This window comes from Pantoea brenneri (genome assembly GCF_038594305.1).
GTDB classification, from domain to species: domain Bacteria; phylum Pseudomonadota; class Gammaproteobacteria; order Enterobacterales; family Enterobacteriaceae; genus Pantoea; species Pantoea brenneri.
Map to the genome: position 1 here is coordinate 798,033 of NZ_JBCGBG010000001.1, position 22,109 is coordinate 820,141.

Consider the following 22,109-nt stretch of genomic DNA (forward strand, 5'->3'; position numbering starts at 1 on the left):
TGTGTATGTTTAGTCGTGTACGTGTTGTGACCGGTCTGCTGTGCGTGCTGGCGCTGTTTGCGCTGCTGCAGCTGTTTTCCGGCGGAATGTTTTTCAAAACCGTTAGTTCAGATAAAGAAAATTTTGCTTATAACCAGCGTTTGAACACGCTGCAGCAGGCGATGGGCACCTCATGGGTTTCGCTGGTTCAGGCGCGTAACACCCTTAACCGCGCCGGTATTCGCTTCCTGCAGGATGCGCAGATGTCGGGATCGGGTGCCACGGTCAAAGAGCTGGTGGCGCTGGCGGGTGAGGAGCTGAAACAGGCCGAACTGGGCTATCAACAGTTCAATGCCAACCTGTCGGAAAAAGGCAAAAATGCCGATAACGTCAAGGCGCTGCAGGCCAACTACCAGGCGTACCACGACGCGCTGGCAGAGCTGATGGTCTTTTTCAACAGCGGCAACTTCAAGGGCTTTGTCGATCAGCCGACCCAGAGTTATCAGGACAAATTCCAGAAAGATTACAACGCCTGGCTGGAGTACAACCTGGTGCTGTCGAAGCAGGGCGTTCAGGCCAATGAACAGGCCTACAGCCGCTCAATCACCATCGTGATCGCGACGCTGGCTGTCACTCTGCTGATGATTATCCTGGTGTGGAACGTAATGCGCAGCGTACTGATCCGTCCTCTGCGTCAGAGCATTGAGCATATCCAGCATATTGCGCGCGGCGATTTGACTCAGCCGATTGATCTTTCAGTGCGTAACGAAATTGGCGAGTTGCTGACCTCATTACAGTACATGCAGCAGGAGCTGGTGCGCACCGTGCGTACCGTGCGCGACGGGTCTGACGCCATTTATACCGGTGCCAGCGAAATCGCCATCGGCAATAACGATCTCTCATCGCGTACCGAACAGCAGGCCGCCTCGCTGGAGCAGACCGCTGCCAGCATGGAGCAGCTGACCGCAACCGTGAAGCAGAACGCCGAAAACGCCCGTCAGGCGTCGCAGCTGGCGCTCAACGCCTCAGAAACGGCCCAGCAGGGTGGCAAAGTGGTGGATGGCGTCGTGACCACCATGAAAGAGATTGCCGGTAGCTCGAAGAAGATTGCTGATATCACCAGCGTGATCGACGGCATCGCCTTCCAGACCAACATCCTGGCGCTCAACGCCGCGGTGGAAGCTGCCCGTGCCGGTGAACAGGGTCGCGGTTTTGCGGTGGTGGCGGGCGAGGTGCGCAGCCTGGCACAGCGCAGCGCGCAGGCCGCTAAAGAGATCAAAGGTCTGATTGAAGATTCGGTCAGCCGCGTCAATACCGGCTCGGTGCTGGTAGAGAGCGCCGGCGACACCATGAGCAACATCGTCAGTGCGGTGACGCGCGTTACCGACATCATGGGCGAAATCGCCTCGGCGTCGGATGAGCAGAGCCGCGGGATCGATCAGGTCGGTCTGGCCGTAACCGAGATGGATCGGGTTACGCAACAGAACGCCTCACTGGTGGAAGAGTCGGCTGCGGCTGCGGCGGCACTGGAAGATCAGGCCAGCCACTTAAAACAAGCGGTCTCAGTGTTCAATATTGGTAAAGAATTTGTCGTCCAGGCCGTTAACAAGACAACGGCGACAAAAAGCCTCCAGCTGGATGCGCCGTTAACCGTTGCCCGTCAGTCTGCCTCTCGCGGCGACGACAACTGGGAAACCTTTTAATCGCCTGGAAGGCCCGACTACCCTGTGGCAGTCGGGCATCGCAGCAGAAAATTAATGTGTTTTAGTTCAGGCCAGGTGCAGAAATGAAAAAATCGACATTCGAGCAAAATGAGACGACAACGCTGCTGTCGCAAATGGTGCAGCGCTTACCGCTCTCGGATACGCATTTCCGTCGCATCAGCCAGCTGATCTATCAGCGTGCCGGTATCGTGCTGGCCGATCACAAGCGCGAGATGGTTTACAACCGTCTGGTTCGTCGTCTGCGTACGCTGAATATTGATGATTTCGGTCGTTACCTGGCGCTGCTGGAACACGATCCTAACAGCGCAGAGTGGCAGGCGTTTATCAATGCCCTGACCACCAACCTGACGGCGTTTTTCCGCGAGGCGCATCACTTTCCAATCCTCGCGGAGCATGCCCGTAAGCGTCAGGGAAATTTCAGCGTCTGGAGTACCGCCGCGTCAACCGGTGAAGAGCCTTACTCGATTGCCATGACGCTGGCCGAAACGCTGGGTACCGGACCGGGTAAGTTCCAGGTCCACGCCAGCGATATCGATACCCAGGTGCTGGAGAAAGCGGTGGCCGGCGTCTATCGCCAGGAGGAATTGCGCACGCTGTCACCGGCGCAGCTGCAACGCTTCTTCCTGCGCGGCACCGGTCCTCACGCCGGGATGGTGCGGGTGCGTTCTGAACTGGCCAGCATGGTCAGCTTTGCCCAGCTCAATCTGCTGGCCAATGACTGGGCGCTGCCGGGCCAGTTCGACGCCATTTTCTGCCGCAATGTGATGATCTATTTCGATAAAGAGACGCAGGAGAAAATTCTGCGTCGGTTTGTTCCGCTGCTCAAGCCCGGCGGCATCCTGTTTGCCGGTCACTCAGAGAACTTCAGTCAGATCAGTAAAGAGTTCTGGCTGCGCGGACAAACCGTCTATGGACTGACGAAGGAAAGATGATGAGCAAAATCACCGTGATGTGCGTAGATGACTCTGCGCTGATGCGGCAACTGATGACGGAAATCATCAATAGCCATCCGGATATGGAGATGGTCGCTACGGCGCCCGATCCGTTAGTCGCCCGCGATCTGATTAAGCAGTTTAATCCGCAGGTGCTGACGCTGGATGTGGAAATGCCGCGCATGGATGGCCTCGACTTCCTCGAAAAACTGATGCGTTTACGGCCGATGCCGGTAGTGATGGTCTCTTCGCTGACCGGCAAAGGCTCGGAAATTACCCTGCGGGCGCTGGAGCTGGGGGCGGTGGACTTCGTCACCAAGCCGCAGCTCGGCATCCGTGAAGGGATGCTGGCGTACAGCCAGATGATTGGCGACAAAATTCGTGCGGCGGCGCGCGCCCGACTGCACAACCGGGCGGCGATGCCGGTGCCGGTCGCGCTGAAGGCGGGTCCGCTGCTGAGTAGCGAGAAGTTGATTGCGATTGGCTCCTCTACCGGCGGCACCGAGGCGATTCGCCATGTGCTGCAGCCGCTGCCTGCCACCAGTCCGGCGCTGCTGATTACCCAGCATATGCCGCCAGGTTTTACCCGCTCCTTCGCCGAGCGTCTGAACAAACTGTGTCAGATCACGGTGAAAGAAGCGGAAGACGGTGAACGTATTCTGCCGGGACACGCTTACATCGCGCCAGGTGCCATGCACATGGAGCTGGGCCGTAGCGGGGCCAACTATGTGGTGAAACTGAATGAAGGGCCACCGGTTAACCGGCATAAGCCTTCAGTGGATGTGCTGTTCAAATCGGTAGCGATCAACGCCGGACGAAATGCGGTCGGTGTGATCCTCACCGGCATGGGCAACGACGGCGCGGCCGGGATGCTGGAAATGCATCGGGCCGGCGCCTGGACGATTGCCCAGAACGAAGCCAGCTGTGTGGTATTTGGCATGCCGCGTGAGGCGATTGCCACAGGCGGCGTGAGCGAAGTGGTGGATTTAAGCAACATCAGCCAGCACATGCTGGCGAAAATTAGCGCCGGACAGGCATTGCGTATTTAACAGGCCCGTCCTGCCGGGCGAGATAACACAGGAGTAGATATGGCTGATAAAAACATGCGCTTTTTGGTAGTAGACGACTTCAATACGATGCGTCGTATTGTACGTAACCTGCTGAAAGAGCTGGGCTTCAATAACGTAGAAGAAGCAGAAGACGGCGTGGACGCGCTGTCAAAGCTGAAAGCAGGTGGTTTTGACTTCGTCATTTCCGACTGGAACATGCCGAACATGGATGGCCTGCAGCTGCTGCAAACCATCCGTGCCGATGCTGCGATGAGCAGCCTGCCGGTATTGATGGTGACCGCGGAAGCGAAAAAAGAAAACATTATTGCTGCCGCTCAGGCCGGCGCCAGTGGATACGTAGTGAAGCCATTTACTGCCGCCACGCTGGAAGAAAAACTGGGCAAAATTTTCGAAAAACTGGGCATGTAAGGAGATGTGATGAGCGACCTTCCGAAACCAACTGAGGATGCCTCGGCACACGACATCATTACCCGCATCGGCTCTCTGACGCGTATGCTGCGCGATAGCCTGCGTGAGCTGGGGCTGGATAAAGCCATTGCCGATGCGGCTGAAGCCATTCCCGATGCCCGCGATCGTCTGGATTATGTGGTGCAGATGACGGCGCAGGCCGCCGACCGTGCGTTGAACTGCGTTGAAGCGGCACAACCGCATCAGGATAAGATGGAAGCCGGGGCAACCCAGCTGAAAGGGCGTTGGGACCAATGGTTTGAAAACCCAATTGAACTGGCCGATGCGCGTGAGTTGGTGACGGATACTCGCGAATACCTTGCTGCCGTGCCGGATCATACGTCCTTTACCAACAAGCAGTTGCTTGAAATCATGATGGCGCAGGATTTCCAGGACCTGACCGGTCAGGTGATCAAACGCATGATGGATGTTATCCAGGAAATTGAGCGCCAGCTGTTAATGGTGCTGCTGGAAAACATGCCGGAAGTCAGTGCCGAGAAGCGTCAGGAAGGCACCAGCCTGCTGAACGGTCCGCAGATCCACACCGATGCACCGGGCGTGGTAGCGAACCAGGATCAGGTTGATGACCTGCTGGATAGCTTAGGGTTTTAATCGCGACCGTCAGCCCGCGGGCTGGCGGGCTGCGTTGCCGTCCCTTTCTCTCACCGGGCCACCAGACGGTGGGCCCGCTCTGCTTTATTAAACTCATCCGCCAAAGAACGCCTGTTTTTCCCGTCTTATCTGCGCTTTAACCCCAGCCAGTTTTGGCATTCTATGCTCAGAATTCCTGCCAACCGAGGTTTGTCGTGGCTGAAGAAAGCGACGAGGACAAAACAGAATCGCCCACCGCGCACCGACTTGAAAAGGCGCGGGAAGATGGGCAGATCCCGCGTTCGCGCGAACTGACCTCATTACTGATGCTGCTGGCCGGTATCATGATTCTGTGGATGGGCGGCACCATGATGGCGCACCGTCTGGCGGGCATGGTGGCCACCGGTCTGCGTTTCGATCACGGCATGGTGACCGACGATAAAATCATCATCAGCCATATCGGCAGCCTGATCGGCCAGGCGTTAATGGCGCTGCTGCCGCTGATGGGCGGACTGGTGCTGGTGGCGATTGCTGCGCCGATGCTGCTGGGCGGTATTGTGATCAGCGGCAAATCGATCAAAGTCGATTTTACCAAGCTCAGCCCGCTGGCCGGTTTCAAGCGAATGTTTGCCGCCCAGGCCTGGACGGAGCTGTTCAAAGGCATCCTCAAGACCGTGCTGGTGGGCTGCGTTGCCTGCTGGTACATCTGGATCCACTGGCCGGAGATGCTGCGGTTGATCAGCGAATCTCCGATCAACGCGCTGGTGCACGGCATGGATATGATTGCCATCTGCTGCACCCTGGTGATGCTGGGGCTGGTGCCGATGGTCGGTTACGACGTTTTCTGGCAGCTCTACAGCTATTACAAAAAACTGCGCATGTCGCGTCAGGAAATCCGCGACGAACACAAACAGCAGGAGGGCGACCCGCACGTCAAAGGGCGTATCCGCCAGCAGATGCGCGCCGCGGCCCGCCGCCGGATGATGGCCGATGTGCCCAAAGCCGACGTGATCGTCACTAACCCGACGCACTATTCAGTGGCGCTGCAGTACAACGAGAAGAAGATGAGCGCACCGAAGGTGATTGCCAAGGGCGCGGGCGAAATCGCCCTGAGAATTCGTGAACTGGGTGCGGAACACCGCATTCCGGTTCTGGAAGCACCGCCGCTGGCGCGTGCGCTATACCGACACACTGAAATTGGACAGCACATTCCGGGCGCGCTCTATGCGGCCGTGGCGGAAGTGCTGGCCTGGGTCTGGCAGTCGCGCCGCTGGAAGCGCGAAGGCGGCCTGATCCCAGCCAAACCGAAAAACCTGCCGGTCCCGGCAGAGATGGACTTTGCAGGAGAGAGCAAAAACGATGGCTAATAACCTGGCCGCAAAACTACGTTTACCGGGCAACTTTAAAGATATGCAGTGGCAGGTGCTGGCGGGTCCGGTACTGATCCTGATGATCCTGTCGATGATGGTGCTGCCGTTACCGCCGTTCATCCTCGATCTGCTGTTCACCTTTAACATTGCGCTGTCGATCATGGTGCTGCTGGTGGCGATGTTCACCCAGCGTACCCTGGAGTTTGCGGCATTCCCGACCATTCTGCTGTTCTCCACCTTGCTGCGTCTGGCGCTGAACGTCGCCTCGACCCGTATTATTCTGATGGAAGGGCATACCGGCGCGGCAGCAGCAGGTCAGGTGGTTGAGGCCTTTGGCCACTTCCTGGTCGGCGGCAACTTCGCTATCGGTATCGTGGTGTTCATCATCCTGGTCATCATCAACTTTATGGTTATCACCAAGGGTGCTGGCCGTATCGCCGAAGTGGGCGCGCGCTTTGTGCTTGACGGGATGCCCGGCAAGCAGATGGCGATCGACGCCGACCTTAACGCCGGTTTAATCGGCGAAGATGAAGCCAAACGTCGCCGTTCAGAAGTGACCCAGGAAGCGGACTTCTACGGCTCAATGGACGGTGCCAGTAAGTTCGTCCGCGGCGATGCCATCGCCGGTATCATGATCATGGTGATCAACGTCATCGGCGGCCTGCTGGTCGGCGTGGTGCAGCACGGTATGGACGTGGGGCACGCGGCGGAAACCTATACCCTGCTGACCATCGGTGATGGTCTGGTGGCGCAGATCCCGGCGCTGGTGATCTCCACCGCCGCGGGCGTAATCGTTACGCGTGTGGCGACCGATCAGGACGTGGGCGAGCAGATGGTAACCCAGCTGTTCAAAGATCCGCGAGTGCTGATGCTGAGTGCCGGCGTCATCGGCCTGCTCGGGCTGGTACCCGGCATGCCAAACTTCGTCTTCCTGCTGTTTACCGCCGCCTTACTCGGCCTGGCCTGGTGGCTGCGCGGTCGGGAAATGCAGCCGAACAAGAAGATGGAAGCGACGCCGGGCAGCCTGACTAAAACCCCGGAAACACCGGCTAGCGCAGAAGCCTCCTGGACCGATGTGCAACTGGAAGATACGCTGGGGATGGAAGTAGGTTACCGCCTGATTCCGATGGTCGATCATCTGCAAAATGGTGAGCTGCTGGGCCGTATCCGCAGTATCCGTAAAAAGGTGGCGCAGGATGTCGGCTTCCTGCCGCCGGTGGTGCATATCCGTGACAACATGGAACTGCCGCCGGCGCGCTACCGTATTCTGATGAAAGGAGTCGAAATCGGCAGCGGCGATGCCTACCCGGGCCGCTGGATGGCGATTAACCCGGGCACCGCAGCGGGCAGTCTGCCGGGTGAAGCAACCGTCGATCCGGCGTTCGGGCTGGCGGCCGTCTGGATTGACAGCGCGCTCAAAGAGCAGGCGCAAATCCAGGGCTTTACCGTGGTTGAAGCCAGTACCGTGGTGGCAACGCACCTGAATCACCTGATTGGACAATACGCCAGCGAGCTGTTTGGCCGTCAGGAAGCGCAGCAATTGCTGGATCGCGTGACCCAGGAGATGCCGAAGCTGACCGAAGATCTGGTGCCGGGCGTGATCAGCCTGACCACGCTGCACAAGGTGCTGCAAAACCTGCTGGTGGAGCGGGTGTCGATTCGCGATATGCGCACCATCATCGAAACTCTGGCCGAGCATGCGCCGGTACAAAGCGATCCGCAGGAGCTGACCAGCGTGGTGCGCGTGGCGCTGGGTCGCGCCATTACTCAGCAGTGGTTCCCGGGCAATGATGAAGTGCAGGTGATCGGACTGGATGCCACGCTGGAACGCTTGCTGCTGCAGGCGTTGCAGGGCGGTGGTGGACTGGAGCCAGGTCTGGCCGATCGGCTGTTAAGCCAGGCGCAGGCGGCGTTGCAGCGTCAGGAAATGCTCGGCGCACCGCCGGTGCTGCTGGTCAATCATCCGCTACGCGCCTTGCTGGCCCGCTTCCTGCGTCGCAATCTGCCGCAGCTGGTGGTGCTGTCTAACCTCGAACTGAGCGACAACCGTCAGATTCGCATGACCGCCACCATCGGAGGCAAATAATGCGCTGGATGATGGCGTTGGGATTAATGCTGCCGCTGCTGGCTCAGGCGGCCGGTGGTGCGTGGCAGGCCAGCGCCAGTGGTCCGCTGCTGGCCAACCGCGGCAGCTGGCAGCGCAGCCAGCCGCTGGCGGCACCGGCTAACCTTAGCGGCGAGATCAGCGTGGTTAACTGGCGTTATCAACTGAGCAAACCGGCCCCGTCCGGGCTGGAAGTGCGGCTGTGCGGCGCGCAACGCTGTACTACGCTGGAAGGCGCCAGCGGCACCACTCGTGGCCTGGCACATCTCAGCGCCGATGAAACGCTGCATATGGTGTTTGGTTTTGCCGGCAGCGGCGCGCTGCCGCCGGGCTTGCGGGTCGTCAGCAGCGAAGTGATGGTGAATTACCAGTAGCGGCGGGATGAGGCGTATCAGGCATTGACGCCTTTCATCCCTTCGGCCGAATACCTGCCGCCTTTAATCTCCACCTGCTGATGAATCTGGTTCAGTAACGCGACATCAGCCGCCTCCAGTACCACTTCACTGGCCTGCGCATTTTCCGTCAGATAAGCCAGCCGTTTGGTGCCAGGAATCGGCACAATTCTTTGATACTGCGCCAGCAGCCACGCCAGCGCAATCTGACCCACCGTACATTGATACTTCTGGCTTAGCGGCCGCACAACCTCCAGCAACTGCGCGTTATGATCGAGGCTGGCCTGCTGGAAGCGGTCATTATTTTTACGGAAGTCGTCTGCGGCAAAGTCGCTGTTGTTAAGGTATTTGCCGGTCAGAAAACCGCGGCCGAGCGGAGAGTAGGGCACCAGTCCGATGTCGAGTTTTTTCACCATCGGCAGGATCTCCGCTTCAATATCCCGGGTCCATAAAGAATATTCTGTCTGCAACACGGCGACCGGATGAACCGCATGTGCTCGCTGTAGGGTGGCTGCTGACACTTCACACAGACCGACATGTCGAATCTTCCCTTGCTTAACCAGCTGGCTGAGACAGTCCATGCTGTGCTCGATGGGCGTGGACTCGCTGACGCGATGAAGGTAAAACAGATCGATCTGCTCGACGCCCAGCCTTTTCAGCGAAGCGTTGCAGCACTGAATGAGGTAATCGGGCTGATTATTGATGACGCGGGCATAGGCCTGATCGGCAGCACGCTCAATACCGCATTTGGTGGCGACCTTTATCTGCTGCCGGCTGCGCGTATCCAGCCGGGCAAGAAACTCGCCGATTAGCTGCTCATTGTGGCCGCGGCCATACAGGTCTGCGGTGTCGATAAAATTGATATCCAGATCGATCAGAGAATTAAGCAGTTGCAGCGCGCTGCTGTCGTCGGTCTTGCCATAAAATTCACTCAGTCCCATTGCACCATAGCCAATTGCACTGACGTTCAAATCCTGCGTGAGAGTTCGGGTTTTCATCATGCCTCCTGATAAGTTGACCCGATTATTCCACCGCGCTTTCCGTTAATGAATTCGCATTTTGGTTATTCAGTAAAGGTATCATCCAGCTGGCAACAGCGTTAGGGACAGGTGGGATTGATTGCGTAGCAGGGCAGATTTACGTAGCGTAATAGTTTGAAAAGTAAGCGAAAGCGGCATCATTCTGGCCAGGTTTATCGGCCGCAGTGATGCTTTATGGCAGCCAGCGATGACTTATTCCGGTTGCAGCGGGCGACACAATAAGGCCTGGGCGTCCCGCACGGCCTGGCGCGTTTCATCCGCGCGGATTACTGCATACAGATCGATATTTAACTGCTGGGCGGCAGAATCGGTCAGTTCCCGATAACAGAGGCCTTGCTGATTGAAGGTGCATTTTGACTGGGGCAGCAACGCGAAGCCTTTGCCCCGGGCGATGTGTGACAGCATCACCAGCGAATCGTCAGGCTCTTTGACCCGTTTAAACGTGACCCGCAACTGCGAAAAGTAGCGTTCACACTTATCGTAAAACAGCGGATTGGCACTACGCGGGAACCAGAATAGCGGCAGGTCAGCCAGATCGTCCAGCGCAACCTGTGATTGCAGGCTGGCCGGGTGCAGCGCTGGCAGCGCCACCCGCAGCGGTTCGCGACAGATCCACCCATAGTTTGCCGACTGGTCTGCATCCGGCCCTTTCTCGCCGGTGATAATCAGATCCAGCCGGTTTTTTGCCAGGCACTGCAGCAGTTGCGCCGAGCTCAGATCGGGCGTTTCGATCTCATCCTCAATCTTCAGTTGGCTGAGCTGAGCCCTGACTGCCTCGATAAAGTCGAAATTAAGCGTCCGCGTCAGGCCAATGCGTAAACGGCCCGGCGTCATGGCGGCCTCGGTTTTCAGTTCGCTGAGTTGTCTGAGGATAGCGTCAGCCTTCACCATAAGGTTACGTCCGGCATCGGTCAGGCTGACATCGTGGGTGGTTCGGTGAAATAACTGCTGTTCCAGCACCGCTTCGAGACACTGGATCTGCCGGGTTAATGGCGGCTGGGTCATCCGCAGGCGTTCTGCCGCCCGGCGAAAGTTAAGTTCATGGGCCACCGCGAGGAAACATTGCAGTTGCTTAATGCTGGGGAGATGGGTGTTGATAAGGTGCGCGGGCATACTCATTGCGTCATCCTGCCGATCGGCGGCAGCGTCCTGAATCGCCGGGAAAGGACGCTGTCAGGCTGGCGCACGGCGCTGAGGCAACGGTTATCGTCTGCCGCAGCGCCGCAGGCGGTTTACATGCGTTCGACGGTATCGATACCCAGCGTATCCAGACCCTGTTTCAGCGTCTTCGCGGTCAGCGCCGCCAGCTGCAGTCGGCTCAGGCGGGTAGCGTCCGATTCGGCGGTCAGGATCGGGCAGTGCTCGTAGAAACCGGAGAACAGACCCGCCAGATCGTACAGATAGGCGCACATCACGTGTGGCGTGCCGTCACGCGCAACCTGGGTGATCACCTCTTCGAACTGCAACAGGCGGGTTGCCAGTTGCGCTTCACGCTCTTCGCTGATCACAATCTCTGCGTCCAGCGCTGCGGCATCAATGCCCGCTTTACGGAATACCGACAGTACACGGGTGTAAGCGTACTGCATGTAAGGCGCGGTATTGCCTTCAAATGCCAGCATGTTATCCCAGTCAAAGATGTAATCGGTGGTGCGGCTTTTTGACAGGTCAGCGTACTTCACGGCACTGATGCCGACGACTTCCGCCAGCGTTTTCACTTCCTCTTCACTCATCTCCGGGTTCTTTTCACGAACCAGGTTATAGGCGCGCTGATAGGCTTCATCAAGCAGATCGGCCAGCTTGATGGTGCCGCCGCTGCGGGTTTTGAAAGGACGACCATCTTTGCCCAGCATCATGCCGAAGGCGTGGTGCTCCAGCGGTACTGACTCCGGAACATAACCGGCTTTGCGCACGATGGTCCAGGCCTGCATCAGATGCTGATGCTGACGTGAATCGATGTAGTAGAGCACCCGATCGGCTTTCAGGGTTTCATAGCGGTATTTGGCACAGGCGATGTCGGTGGTGGTATAGAGATAGCCGCCATCCTTTTTCTGGATGATCACGCCCATCGGTTCGCCTTCTTTGTTCTGGAACTCATCCAGGAACACCACGGTAGCGCCTTCACTTTCTACCGCTAACCCTTTTTGCTTCAGGTCAGCGACAATGCCTGGCAGCATATCGTTGTAGAGGCTTTCACCCATCACATCTTTACGCGTCAGGGTGACATTCATGCGGTCATAAATTTTCTGGTTCTGACTCATGGTGATGTCGACCAGCTTTTTCCACATCTGACGGCAATATTCGTCGCCGCCCTGCAGTTTGACCACGTAGCTGCGTGCGCGCTCGGCAAACGCCGGGTCTTCATCGTAGGTACGCTTGGCTTCGCGGTAGAACGCTTCCAGATCGGCCAGCGCCATTTCAGCGTGATGCTCGTTCTGCTGCTTCTCAAGGAAGGCGATCAGCATACCAAACTGTGTGCCCCAGTCGCCGACGTGGTTGGCGCGAATCACCCGATGGCCGAGAAACTCCAGCGTCCGGACCGCGGCATCGCCAATAATGGTGGAGCGCACGTGGCCGACGTGCATCTCTTTGGCCACGTTGGGTGCAGAGTAATCGACCACGATGGTCTGCGGTTCAACCTGCTGTACACCGAGGCGCGGCAGGCTCAGCGCTTCACGCGCATGGGTCGCCAGCCACTGGTGATCGAGGAAAATGTTAATGAAGCCCGGTCCGGCAATTTCAACTTTACTGGCGATGCCGGTCAGGTCGAGATGCTGGATCACTGCTTCCGCTAATTGTCGCGGTGCTTGCCCCAGCTTTTTCGCCACGGCCATAATACCGTTGGCCTGATAATCACCAAACTGGACCCTGGCGGACTGACGAACCTGCGGTTCGCAATCGGCGGGAGCGCCGGCTAAAACCATTGCCTGACTGACTTTTGCGGAAAGAAGAGACTGAATATTCACCGGGTTACCTTCATGTGCTGAACAACGCCCGAATCACTGGATCCGAGCCGTCATCATCTTGCCTGGCAGCACTGCGCAATGGCGTGACAGCAGTGGAGGGCGCAGACAAAATGGAAAAAAATGAGGGGAAAAGTATACGTGAAATGTCAGTGGGCGTCAGCAGTTGGATGAAGCGGGGAAACAGAGCCGAAGATGTTTCCCTGTGGCGTTAACGACGTCGCAGGTGACGGCGAGGGTTCTTGACGCTTTTATCTTCACGCACCTTCCAATGGCGGGAAATTGCAAATCCCATCAGTGCGATCAGGACAGCGACAACGATGAGCATAGACATAGAGCCATTCCTTTTGGTTGTGTTAGGTCAAATTTATAAGAAACAGGGGGTGGCTGCAATTGTTTCACTGTCAAATAAGAGTTATCTTATTGTATTAAAGAAGGTGATTAAAATCATAAGTTTAGGTCACTTTCATCAATTAACTCATGGACCTAAAGAGGGGATTAATCCGAATTGAAAGCTGTTCTTATACGCTTTTGCCGGAAATAATGGGCTAAATAAGATGAATCTGATCATTTTGTGGCGCTCAGGGCAGAGCAGGCAACAGGTTCTAATGTTAAAAAAGATTAAACAAATCGAGAGGATTTACCGTTGTGACCAGACCTTTTCCCGCTGAATTGGACGATTTAAAGACAGATTTGCAACGTTTTGAAGAATCGTTGCAAAATTTTGCCCAGCGACTGGGTTTATGCCTTAACGATCTTGAAGCCGATCACATTGCAGTGCGTTGTCATCAGGACGCGACCGCAGTGCGCTGGCAGCAAGGGCTGCAGCAGATTGGCACCCAGTTTTCTCAGGCGATGATTAATGGCCGGCCAATTTGCCTGTTTAAACTGCATCAACCGTTGCAGGTGGCGGGCTGGGCGCTGGATGTGGTCGAACTGCCGTGGCCGGGCGAGAAGCGTTACCGTCATGAGGGATGGGAGCATGTCGAGGTGGTGTTGCGCGGCGATCATCAGACGCTGGGCGTGCGTGCCATGGCGTTATTATCGGATGAGGCGCTGACGCAGCCGGGGATTTCGTTCAAGACCAGCTCGCCACAGGGCGAAAATGAGCGTCTGCCCAATCCGACCCTGGCGGTGACGGATGGGCAGACAACGATTAAATTTCATCCATGGCGACTGGAAGAGATTGTCGCCAGCGAGCAGGATTAAGGCCGGGCGGCAACGGCGCGCTGCAGTCGGGCGACCGCTTCATCCAGCAGGGCGCGGGTACAGCCAAAGTTAAGACGGACAAACTGGTCATCGCCAAATTCGCGTCCTGCTGACAGTCCCAGCCCATGTTTTTCAAAGTAGAGCGCCGGACTGGCTACCCCGAGACCGCGCGCATCGATCCAGGCGAGGTAGCTCGCCTCCGGTGCGATCAGGGATAAGCCGGGCAGCTTGTTGACCTGCGACACCAGCCAGTCACGGTTGCTGCGCAGGTAGGCATTCTGCGCGCTGAGCCAGGCGCTGCCGTCGCGCCAGGCGGCTTCTGCCGCCGCTAAGGCCAGAATATCGACATCGGGCACAATGCCCCGTCTCATCTTATTAAAGCGGGCGCGCAGTTCAGCGTTGGGGATGATCGCCATCGAGGCACCCAGACCGGCGATGTTAAAGCTCTTGGATGGCGACATCAGCGTAACAGAGCGCTGGGCGGCCTCTTCGCTCAGGCTGGCAAACGGAATATGCTGCACGCCGGGCTCCAGCAGCAAATCACTGTGGATTTCATCGGAACAGACAATCAGGTCATGCTGCCGGGCAAATTCCAGCTGCGCCTGCAGTTCGTCATGGCGGTAGACCGTTCCGCCCGGATTCTGTGGGTTACACAGCATCAGCAGCCGCTCTTTACCGGTCATCTGACCGTCGGCCGCCGCCAGATCCAGCAGCCAGCGTCCCTGTTGCAGGCTCAGCGGCAGATTCAGTTGCCCGCGCTCCGCCAGTTTTGCCGCGCTACGGAAGGGCGGATAGATTGGCGTGGGGGCGATGGTCAGTTGATCCGGCGCGGTGAATGCCCGTACTGCCAGATTTAACCCGCACACCACGCCCGGCAGTACCACAATCCACTCGGGATTAACGTGCCAGTTATAGCGCGAGGCCAGCCACTCAACGGCGCTGTCGATAAAACCAGTGGGCTTATCGCCATAACCAAAAATGCCATGTTCGGCACGGGCTTTTATCGCTTCGATGACACAATCTGGCGATCGAAAATCGGTATCTGCCACCCACAACGGCAGAATGTCCTGGTCCGCATATTTGTTCCATTTAAGGCTATCGCTGTGACGACGGTCTATCCGTTGGTCGAAATTGAATGCCATAGTTAACTTTCCCGGTAAACTCATTCCAGCAGCCAGACTAACTGATGAATCTGCCTTGAACCAGAGTCATGTAAAGGAGAAGAGAATGACCACACTGGAAATTTGCTGCTATGGCGTGGATTGCGCAGTGACCGCGCAGCAGGCCGGCGCCGATCGGGTTGAACTCTGTGCCGCGCCACGTGAAGGGGGCTTAACCCCGTCCGCCGGCATGCTGAATGCTGCCCGGCGTGAAGTTTCAATTCCGGTTCATCCCATCGTCCGGCCGCGCGGCGGCGACTTTTGCTATACCGCACGTGAATTCGAGGCGATGAAATCTGACGTAGCCCTGATTCGCGAACTCGGCTTTCCGGGCCTGGTGATCGGCATGCTCGACGAAGATGCGCACGTCCATCGTGGGCAGATGCGGCAAATCATGGCGCTGTGCGATGGCCTGGCGGTGACCTTCCACCGTGCCTTTGACCTCTGCCATAGTCCGAAACGCACGCTGGAGGAGTTGACCGATCTTGGCGTAGCCCGCATTCTGACTTCAGGGCAGCAGCAGAGCGCGGAGAATGGAATTGCACTGCTGAAGGAACTTAATGAAGTGAGCACGGGTCCTATCATTATGGCAGGTGCCGGTGTTCGTCTGAGTAACCTGCAAAAGTTCCTCGACATGGGAATACGTGAAGTCCATAGCTCGGCAAGCCGATTGATCGCTTCGCCGATGCGCTACCGCAAAGCGGGTGTTTCCATGTGTTCTGAAGCCGAAACCGATGAGTTCAGCCGCTATTGCGTTGATGGCGATGTGGTGGAGGCGATGAAAAGCGTGATGCAGATGAGCACCGTCCGGGTGGCCTGAATCACTTCCGATTTTGCCGCGCAGCACGCCGATCATTGACGTGATGTTTGCAAGTACCAAACCCCAGTATGCTTGCTGGGGTTCTTTTTGCCTGCAGTTCCTCTTTTTTCCTTTATTCACCGGCTTCTATTCACCGGCTTCGCGCGGATGCTCCTTCTGATGCGGGTGGTAGATTTTCTCCACCCCGAGCCGCTTCACGGCCTGACGCCACGCCCGCTGGCCGCAGTAGTCGCACTGCTGGTCAGGCTGCTGCTCACTCTGCACCACGTAACCGCAGTGACCACAGGCGAAACAGCCATCCACCGCTATATGCTGGTTGAAGGTCTCATTCTGTTCAGGCAGCAGCCACAGTCCGCTACGCGGCTTTTGATAGAGCAACAGGCTGACCCGGCCAGACGGTTCCAGCCAGGCGCGCCGGACCTCACCCAAATGCTGAACGCCCATTGAACGCAGTTCCGAGAATGCCCGATCGCGCGAAAATTCAGCGTGGTGCAGATGCTCCAGCGCCAGTCGTCCATCCATCACCAGCAACGTGGCATCGCCCTGGGTCAGCACTTCGAGCCGATGCGAGAAAAAGGTGCTCCAGGAGAGCAGGCGAAAACAGCCAAGCAGCGTAATCAGCAACACGATGGTGGTCAGAATGCCCTTTTCAGGCGTCTGCAAGGGCGCACCAATCGCGGCACCCAACATGATCATTATCGCCAGATCGATAATGCTTAACTGACCGGCAAAGCGACGGCCCATCAGCCGCAGCACCAGCAGTAAAACCAGATAGATGAACAAAAAACGCAGCAGCACCTCACCGGCAAAGGTCCAGGGCGCTTCACCGATTAGCCAGCGGTGCATAAGGTCACGCATTGTTAGTCCTCCAGCGAGGTTGAGGCGGGGAGCCAGTGGTGCGCGTGGCAACAGTGGCAGGCGCTATCGGCGGGCGTATTGCGGTCCGCCAGGTTACCGCAGGAAAAGCAGACCTGATGCTCATCGGTTTCCATCGCCGCAATCAGGGCGTCATCGCCGCGGGGCGCAATCGCCAGACCGGGACGCGGGATATCGCTCCACACCAGGGTTAATGCACCGGAAGGCTCAATGTATACCCGGCTGAGTTGCCCCAGATGCTGAACGCCACGACCGCGCAGCAGTGAGAACAGTTTTTCGCGCGACAGCACGGTGGCGCGCAGCGTCTCCAGCTTCAGTCGACCTTCATCCAGCACCACCCGTTCGCTACCCGCCAGCAGACGATCGAACCGGCGGGAGCGCATGCTGAGATGGCCGGCAAGATGCTGCAACGCCAGCAGGCTGGCAATGATCACCAATGGCGGCAACAGCCCGCGCTTGTCATCCAGCAACGGGACGCCCATGGTCCCCGCCAGGGTGACCACCGCTGACAGTTCGAACAGCGTATATTGCGAGGCGACGCGACGACCCAGCAGACGCAATGCGATAATAATCAGGACAAAGCAGATCACTGCGCGCCCAATCACCTCCAGCAGAAACGTGGGAGGATTCTGACCAAAAACCAGACGTGCAATATCGGACAACACGATTTCATCCTGCTTCATGACTCACCGTACCCCTATTGACGAATAGCAGAGTGAAAAAGTATATCGTGTGAAATCTATTCTGCCGCACGGTCAACCGGCCTGCAGCCCTTGTGCCGTCTGGCTTAAGCCTCAAAAAGCCCGGTGTCTTCAGCGCTCTGCACCCACAGCAGAGACTGCTTTATAGCGAAATAACCGGCGCGGGCGGCCAACTGAAATTTTTGCCTTAGGCCGCCATTCGCCGCCGCAGCGTTTACACTTAACCCAACGTTGTCTGGAACTTACCTTATGAAATGCGAACCGATTGTTGCTGTAAGCCTGTTACTGGCTGGTCTGAGCACTCCGCTGGTTGCGGCCAGCCAGTGCGGCCCGCACAGTGGTGCTATTGCCAGCAGTAATAACTGGATCCTGCTGGGCGGCAGCGCAAAGGGTGCCGTTAAGCAGGTGATTGCCGGAGAATTTGGCAAAGATGTGAATTCGCAAAAGCGCGTGCTGGGTCAGTTCGATGCCTGCGGCGATCTGCTGGTGGCCGATGTCACTTACGACAAGAATGAACGCAACGTGATCCTCAGTATGGAGCAGCACATCGCCCGGGTGCAGGGTGGCTGGGTGGCGGAGTATGCCTATCTGGTGAAGGTGCTGAAAGAGGGAAAAGAGGTGGTGGTCGATAACCGGCAGGGGACGATCAACTGGCAGAAGGGGAAAAACGGCAACATCACCAGCGCCTCGGATAAATTTACCAGCATGGGCACCAGTGGCTTTACGGACACCACCTATCGTTACGATCCGCAGTTCCGGCTGCAAAAAAGCGTGGCGCGTGGCAGCGATCAGCTGACCAACGGAGAGTATCACTACCGCTGGAATCCGCAGGGGCTGGTGACCCGCACCACCTCAACCCGCAGCACCGATAGCTACACCTACGATAACCAGTGGCGGGAGCTGCGCCTGAACGGCACCGCGACCACGCCGCTGAGTACCATCCGCACCGTCGATGAGTGTCAGTCGTGGGATCAGGTCGGGAATTGTACCCTGAGCTACCTGCACGAAACCGAAGTGTTTACCCGCGGCACCATCGAACGTCATCTCAGCTCCGCCTATAAATATGAGTACTGGGGCCAGCCTGCGGCAGAAGAGTAGCGGGCGATCGCACTATCCATCGCCCGCGAGGCGTTATTCCACCGTCTTACTGAACGCATCCAGCGCCAGCAGCGCGTGGGCAATATCTTCCGGCGACAGGTTCGGGTTCAGGTTCTTCAGCGTATCCCCCTCGCTGTTGGCTAGCGCCCCTATTTTGACCAGATTTTCCCAGCTCTCATTCTCCAGATGCAACTCCTTCAGCGTGGTCGGCATGTTGATGGCGCGATAGAAACGAATGTAGCGCGCAATCTCATCGTCCGGACGCCGCTCCAGCACCATCTGGGTCAGCGTACCGTAAGCGACTTTTTCACCGTGCGTCAGGTGATGGATATCGCCATCAATCGCGGTAAAGCCATTGTGGATGGCATGAGCCGCCGCCAGGCCGCCATTTTCGAAGCCCAGACCAGAGAGCAGGGTGTTTGCCTCAACCACTGCCTCGACCGCTGGCGTTACCCGTTTTTCGCTTACCGCCACGAAGGCGCTGTAGCCCCAGGTCAGTAGCGTCTCTTCACAGGCGCGGGCAATCGCCAGACCGGCGAGGGTAGGATCACCGTTCACCATCGATTTGGCGTGCGAACGGGCCACCGCCTGCGCCTCGACCCAGGTTGCCAGGCCATCGGCGATACCGGATGCAAACAGCCGCGCCGGCGCGCTGGCGCACACCGCGGTATCCACCAGCACCAGGTCTGGATTTTTACTGTAGAACCGGTAGCTCTCAAACACGCCGCTGTCGGTGTAGATCACCGACAGCGCGCTGCAGGGCGCATCCGTTGAGGCAATAGTTGGCACGATCGCCACCGGCTGCTTCAGCTCATCCGCCACCGCCTTCACCGTATCCAGCGTTTTACCGCCGCCCAGCCCGACCACCACATTACAGCCCTGGTTTTTCGCCAGCTGGCTCAGTCGGGTAATCTCATTACTGGAGGCTTCGCCATTAAACTGCTGCCAGTTAAAATTAACGCCCGCCTTTTGCAGTGCCTGCTGCGTGCGCTCGCCAATCAGTTTCCAGACGATTTCATCCGCCACCAGGAAAGCGTTGTCACCCAGTTCGGCGATGTAAGGCCCCAGCTCATCCAGTACGCCAGCGCCCTGCACATATTTGCGGGGTGAAGAGAAGATAAATTTACTCATAATCACAACTCCTTAATATGAAGATAAACCGCTGTTAGCCTGGCACAAAGTCGGCAAACGGGCGGGGGAATCACCAATGAGATGTCGCCGGAACCCTGTTAAGCTACGGCCAGCCCGCCATCTTCCAGGAGATCCTGATGAGCACCACGCTGTTTTCTTTTCTGTTTGCGATTACTGTTCTGACCCTGACGCCGGGCTTTGATACCGCGCTGGTGTTGCGCTCGGCGGTGGCCCAGGGCGCGAAGCGCGCCAGCGTAACGGCGCTGGGCGTGACGCTCGGTTGTCTGGTGTGGGGCGTCGCGGTGGGATTAGGATTAGGCGCGCTGCTGCTGGCGTCTGAAATGGCCTACAACCTGCTGAAGTGGCTGGGCGCGGCGTGGTTACTCTACCTGGGACTGAAACTGCTGCTGAAACCGCGCCAGCAGCCGATGATTCAGAGCGGGCAACCGCTGCTGAAACAGGGCTATCTTGCCTGCTTCAGCCGCGGTTTGCTGGGCAACCTGCTGAATCCAAAAGTGGGGATCTTTTATGTCAGTTTTCTGCCGCAGTTTATTCCTGCCGGGGCATCGGTGGCGCTGTGGTGTAGCCTGATGGCGCTGACGCACATGCTGCTGGGACTGGTGTGGAATGCGGTGCTGATTGGTGGCAGCCACTATTTCGCCCGCCATCTGCGCCAGCCACGGGTGCTGAAAGTGATGGATCGCCTGACCGGCTGTGTGTTCATTGGCTTCGCGGCGAAACTGGCTTTGTCCCGCCGCTAAGCTTCAGGGAAGGGCTTTAAGGTTTGGTGGCAACCAGCACCGCGCGCAGCGGGGCAGGATAACCCTCGACCGTTTTGCTGGCGTCGTCAGGATCGAGGAACTCGGCCAGCGATTCGCTGGTCATCCAGTCGGTACGACGCTGCTCTTCGGTGGTGGTGCGGGCGAAATCAACGATGCGCACATCGACAAAACCGCTCTTCTCCAGCCAGCTTTTCAGCGCCTCGGCCGACGGAATAAAGAACACGTTGCGCATCTGCGCATAGCGTTCACCGGGCACCAGCACCTGATTCACATCACCTTCGATCACCAGCGTTTCCAGCACCAGTTCGCCGCCGCTCACCAGCTGATTTTTCAGCTGCAGCAGATGGTCGAGCGGGGAACGGCGATGATAGAGCACGCCCATTGAAAACACCGTATCGAACGCCTGCAGCGCCGGTAACTGCTCAATGCCCAGCGGCAACAGATGGGCGCGGCGATCGTCATTCAGCAGCTTACGTACTGCCTCAAACTGGCAGAGAAACAGCTGCATCGGATCGATACCAACCACCAGATGGGCACCGGCGCCAATCATCCGCCACATGTGGTAACCGCTGCCGCAGCCCACATCCAGCACCGTCCGGCCCGCCAGCGAGGAGATATGCGGCAATACGCGATCCCATTTCCAGTCGGAGCGCCATTCAGTATTGATTTCGGTGCCGTAGAGTGAGTAAGGCCCTTTGCGCCACGGCATCAGATTGCGCAGCAGTTTCTCAATGCCCTGACGGTGGCGATCGCTGATGTCATCGCGGTCAGCACTGACGCTGTGTAACAGGTCAAGCCGCTGCGGTTCGAGCAACGGCAGATATTCCAGCGACTTATACCAGTCGCGGAAGTGTCCATGCAGGTTTTCCCGTTGCCATTCGCTGATTTGCGCCGGCAACACTTCCAGCCACTTCGCCAGCGGACCGACGGCAATTTGCTGATAAAAACGGCCAAAGTCGATCATTTCAATGCCACCAGAGAACCAAAGTTAAAGCACTGGAACCAGAGTTCGGCGTGCGAGAAACCGGCCTGTTTCAGGCGGGCTTTGTGCGCTTCTACGCTATCGGTCAGCATCACATTTTCCAGCATGCTGCGCTTCTGGCTGATCTCCAGCTCGCTGTAGCCATTGGCGCGCTTGAAGTCATGGTGCATGTTAAACAACAGTTCACCGACTTCGGCATCTTCAAAGCTGAATTTCTCTGACAGTACCAGCGCACCGCCAGGCTTCAGCCCGTGCCAGATTTTCTCCAGCAGCGCTAACCGCGCCGGTGGCTCAAGAAATTGCAGCGTGAAGTTGAGCACCACCAGCGAGGCGTTTTCAATCGCAATATCGCGGATATCCGCTTCCAGCACCGTTACCGGCGTGTCAGCGCGAAAGGCATCAATGTGACGACGGCAGCGCTCAACCATGGCCGGGGAGTTATCCACCGCAATGATCTGGCAACCGGGCACCTGAATATTGCGGCGCACCGACAGGGTGGCCGCGCCGAGCGAGCAGCCGAGGTCATAAACCTGGCTGTCGGGCGTCACAAAACGTTCTGCCAGCATGCCAATCATCGAGATGATGTTGGAATAGCCCGGCACCGAGCGCTGAATCATGTCGGGAAAGACTTCAGCTACGCGCTCGTCAAAAGTCCAGTCGCCCAGTTTTGCAATGGGCGCTGAGAAGAGTTGATCGCGGTCAGACATATCGAAAATCCGAAGAGACGACGGAAAGGGCGCT

Annotated in this window: 22 protein-coding genes; 12 read left to right on the forward strand and 10 right to left on the reverse strand. The window is 57.5% G+C overall.

Features of this window, described 5'->3' with window-relative positions; genetic code table 11:
• The first annotated feature begins 5 nt into the window (after window positions 1–5).
• From AABB92_RS03595 to flhE, 8 genes are all read left to right on the forward strand, one after another.
• Window positions 6–1,682, forward strand: a complete 1,677-nt coding sequence (locus AABB92_RS03595; protein WP_031376438.1) for a methyl-accepting chemotaxis protein — start codon at window positions 6–8, stop codon at window positions 1,680–1,682.
• 83 nt (window positions 1,683–1,765) lie between these two features.
• Entirely contained in the window at window positions 1,766–2,635 is an 870-nt protein-coding gene (cheR, locus tag AABB92_RS03600) for a protein-glutamate O-methyltransferase CheR (protein WP_031376439.1), read from the forward strand.
• Entirely contained in the window at window positions 2,635–3,684 is a 1,050-nt protein-coding gene (locus tag AABB92_RS03605) for a protein-glutamate methylesterase/protein-glutamine glutaminase (protein WP_031376440.1), read from the forward strand. Before cheR ends, AABB92_RS03605 begins: the two co-directional genes overlap by 1 nt.
• A gap of 39 nt (window positions 3,685–3,723) precedes the next feature.
• Window positions 3,724–4,113: a chemotaxis response regulator CheY gene (gene cheY, locus AABB92_RS03610; protein WP_046288263.1), complete on the forward strand. Its 390-nt coding sequence runs from the start codon at window positions 3,724–3,726 to the stop codon at window positions 4,111–4,113.
• Window positions 4,114–4,122: 9 nt separating this feature from the next.
• Window positions 4,123–4,764 carry a protein phosphatase CheZ gene (gene cheZ / locus AABB92_RS03615; protein WP_031376442.1) on the forward strand — a complete coding sequence of 214 codons (642 nt, stop codon included), beginning with the start codon at window positions 4,123–4,125 and terminating at the stop codon, window positions 4,762–4,764.
• Between the two features lie 194 nt (window positions 4,765–4,958).
• Window positions 4,959–6,110: a flagellar biosynthesis protein FlhB gene (flhB, locus tag AABB92_RS03620; RefSeq protein ID WP_031376443.1), complete on the forward strand. Its 1,152-nt coding sequence runs from the start codon at window positions 4,959–4,961 to the stop codon at window positions 6,108–6,110.
• Window positions 6,103–8,199 carry a flagellar biosynthesis protein FlhA gene (flhA, locus tag AABB92_RS03625; RefSeq protein ID WP_031376444.1) on the forward strand — a complete coding sequence of 699 codons (2,097 nt, stop codon included), beginning with the start codon at window positions 6,103–6,105 and terminating at the stop codon, window positions 8,197–8,199. The genes flhB and flhA overlap by 8 nt, the downstream gene beginning before the upstream one ends.
• A complete protein-coding gene (gene flhE, locus AABB92_RS03630; RefSeq protein WP_046288264.1) occupies window positions 8,199–8,591 on the forward strand; it encodes a flagellar protein FlhE in 393 nt (130 codons plus the stop codon). Before flhA ends, flhE begins: the two co-directional genes overlap by 1 nt.
• A gap of 17 nt (window positions 8,592–8,608) precedes the next feature.
• Here the strand turns inward: flhE and AABB92_RS03635 are convergent, their stop codons facing one another.
• The 4 genes from AABB92_RS03635 to AABB92_RS03650 form a co-directional block, all read right to left on the reverse strand.
• Complete coding sequence (locus AABB92_RS03635; RefSeq protein ID WP_031376652.1) at window positions 8,609–9,607, reverse strand: aldo/keto reductase; 999 nt, start codon at window positions 9,605–9,607, stop codon at window positions 8,609–8,611.
• Window positions 9,608–9,841: 234 nt separating this feature from the next.
• Window positions 9,842–10,768 carry a LysR family transcriptional regulator gene (locus AABB92_RS03640; RefSeq protein WP_046288265.1) on the reverse strand — a complete coding sequence of 309 codons (927 nt, stop codon included), beginning with the start codon at window positions 10,766–10,768 and terminating at the stop codon, window positions 9,842–9,844.
• 113 nt (window positions 10,769–10,881) lie between these two features.
• Window positions 10,882–12,612 carry an arginine--tRNA ligase gene (gene argS / locus AABB92_RS03645; RefSeq protein WP_031376653.1) on the reverse strand — a complete coding sequence of 577 codons (1,731 nt, stop codon included), beginning with the start codon at window positions 12,610–12,612 and terminating at the stop codon, window positions 10,882–10,884.
• 208 nt (window positions 12,613–12,820) lie between these two features.
• The gene (locus AABB92_RS03650) at window positions 12,821–12,943 is read right to left on the reverse strand and encodes a hypothetical protein (protein ID WP_009089698.1); all 123 of its coding nucleotides are present in this window, start codon (window positions 12,941–12,943) and stop codon (window positions 12,821–12,823) included.
• Between the two features lie 314 nt (window positions 12,944–13,257).
• On the opposite strand from AABB92_RS03650, the gene AABB92_RS03655 reads away from it, so the two are divergent.
• On the forward strand, window positions 13,258–13,818 hold the full coding sequence (locus AABB92_RS03655; RefSeq protein ID WP_046288266.1) for a VOC family protein: 561 nt from the start codon (window positions 13,258–13,260) through the stop codon (window positions 13,816–13,818).
• Here AABB92_RS03655 and AABB92_RS03660 read toward each other — a convergent pair.
• On the reverse strand, window positions 13,815–14,960 hold the full coding sequence (locus tag AABB92_RS03660; RefSeq protein ID WP_046288267.1) for a MalY/PatB family protein: 1,146 nt from the start codon (window positions 14,958–14,960) through the stop codon (window positions 13,815–13,817). The two genes, AABB92_RS03655 and AABB92_RS03660, sit on opposite strands and share 4 nt — an antisense overlap.
• Before the next feature lie 85 nt (window positions 14,961–15,045).
• On the opposite strand from AABB92_RS03660, the gene cutC reads away from it, so the two are divergent.
• The gene (gene cutC / locus AABB92_RS03665) at window positions 15,046–15,798 is read left to right on the forward strand and encodes a copper homeostasis protein CutC (RefSeq protein WP_046288268.1); all 753 of its coding nucleotides are present in this window, start codon (window positions 15,046–15,048) and stop codon (window positions 15,796–15,798) included.
• A 126-nt stretch (window positions 15,799–15,924) separates the two neighbouring features.
• On the opposite strand, the gene AABB92_RS03670 is transcribed toward cutC, so the two are convergent.
• Both AABB92_RS03670 and AABB92_RS03675 read right to left on the reverse strand, forming a co-directional pair.
• Window positions 15,925–16,656 carry a DUF421 domain-containing protein gene (locus tag AABB92_RS03670; protein WP_052720594.1) on the reverse strand — a complete coding sequence of 244 codons (732 nt, stop codon included), beginning with the start codon at window positions 16,654–16,656 and terminating at the stop codon, window positions 15,925–15,927.
• A gap of 2 nt (window positions 16,657–16,658) precedes the next feature.
• Entirely contained in the window at window positions 16,659–17,357 is a 699-nt protein-coding gene (locus tag AABB92_RS03675; protein WP_052720595.1) for a DUF421 domain-containing protein, read from the reverse strand.
• A gap of 267 nt (window positions 17,358–17,624) precedes the next feature.
• Between AABB92_RS03675 and AABB92_RS03680 the strand changes: the two genes are divergently transcribed.
• The gene (locus AABB92_RS03680; RefSeq protein ID WP_046288269.1) at window positions 17,625–18,473 is read left to right on the forward strand and encodes a hypothetical protein; all 849 of its coding nucleotides are present in this window, start codon (window positions 17,625–17,627) and stop codon (window positions 18,471–18,473) included.
• Between the two features lie 33 nt (window positions 18,474–18,506).
• Here the strand turns inward: AABB92_RS03680 and AABB92_RS03685 are convergent, their stop codons facing one another.
• Window positions 18,507–19,604: a glycerol dehydrogenase gene (locus AABB92_RS03685; RefSeq protein WP_031376657.1), complete on the reverse strand. Its 1,098-nt coding sequence runs from the start codon at window positions 19,602–19,604 to the stop codon at window positions 18,507–18,509.
• Window positions 19,605–19,741: 137 nt separating this feature from the next.
• On the opposite strand from AABB92_RS03685, the gene AABB92_RS03690 reads away from it, so the two are divergent.
• Window positions 19,742–20,365 carry a LysE family translocator gene (locus AABB92_RS03690; RefSeq protein WP_031376658.1) on the forward strand — a complete coding sequence of 208 codons (624 nt, stop codon included), beginning with the start codon at window positions 19,742–19,744 and terminating at the stop codon, window positions 20,363–20,365.
• Window positions 20,366–20,381: 16 nt separating this feature from the next.
• On the opposite strand, the gene cmoB is transcribed toward AABB92_RS03690, so the two are convergent.
• Window positions 20,382–21,350 carry a tRNA 5-methoxyuridine(34)/uridine 5-oxyacetic acid(34) synthase CmoB gene (gene cmoB, locus AABB92_RS03695; protein ID WP_031376659.1) on the reverse strand — a complete coding sequence of 323 codons (969 nt, stop codon included), beginning with the start codon at window positions 21,348–21,350 and terminating at the stop codon, window positions 20,382–20,384.
• Complete coding sequence (gene cmoA, locus AABB92_RS03700; protein ID WP_031376660.1) at window positions 21,347–22,075, reverse strand: carboxy-S-adenosyl-L-methionine synthase CmoA; 729 nt, start codon at window positions 22,073–22,075, stop codon at window positions 21,347–21,349. The genes cmoB and cmoA overlap by 4 nt, the downstream gene beginning before the upstream one ends.
• Window positions 22,076–22,109: the final 34 nt, after the last annotated feature.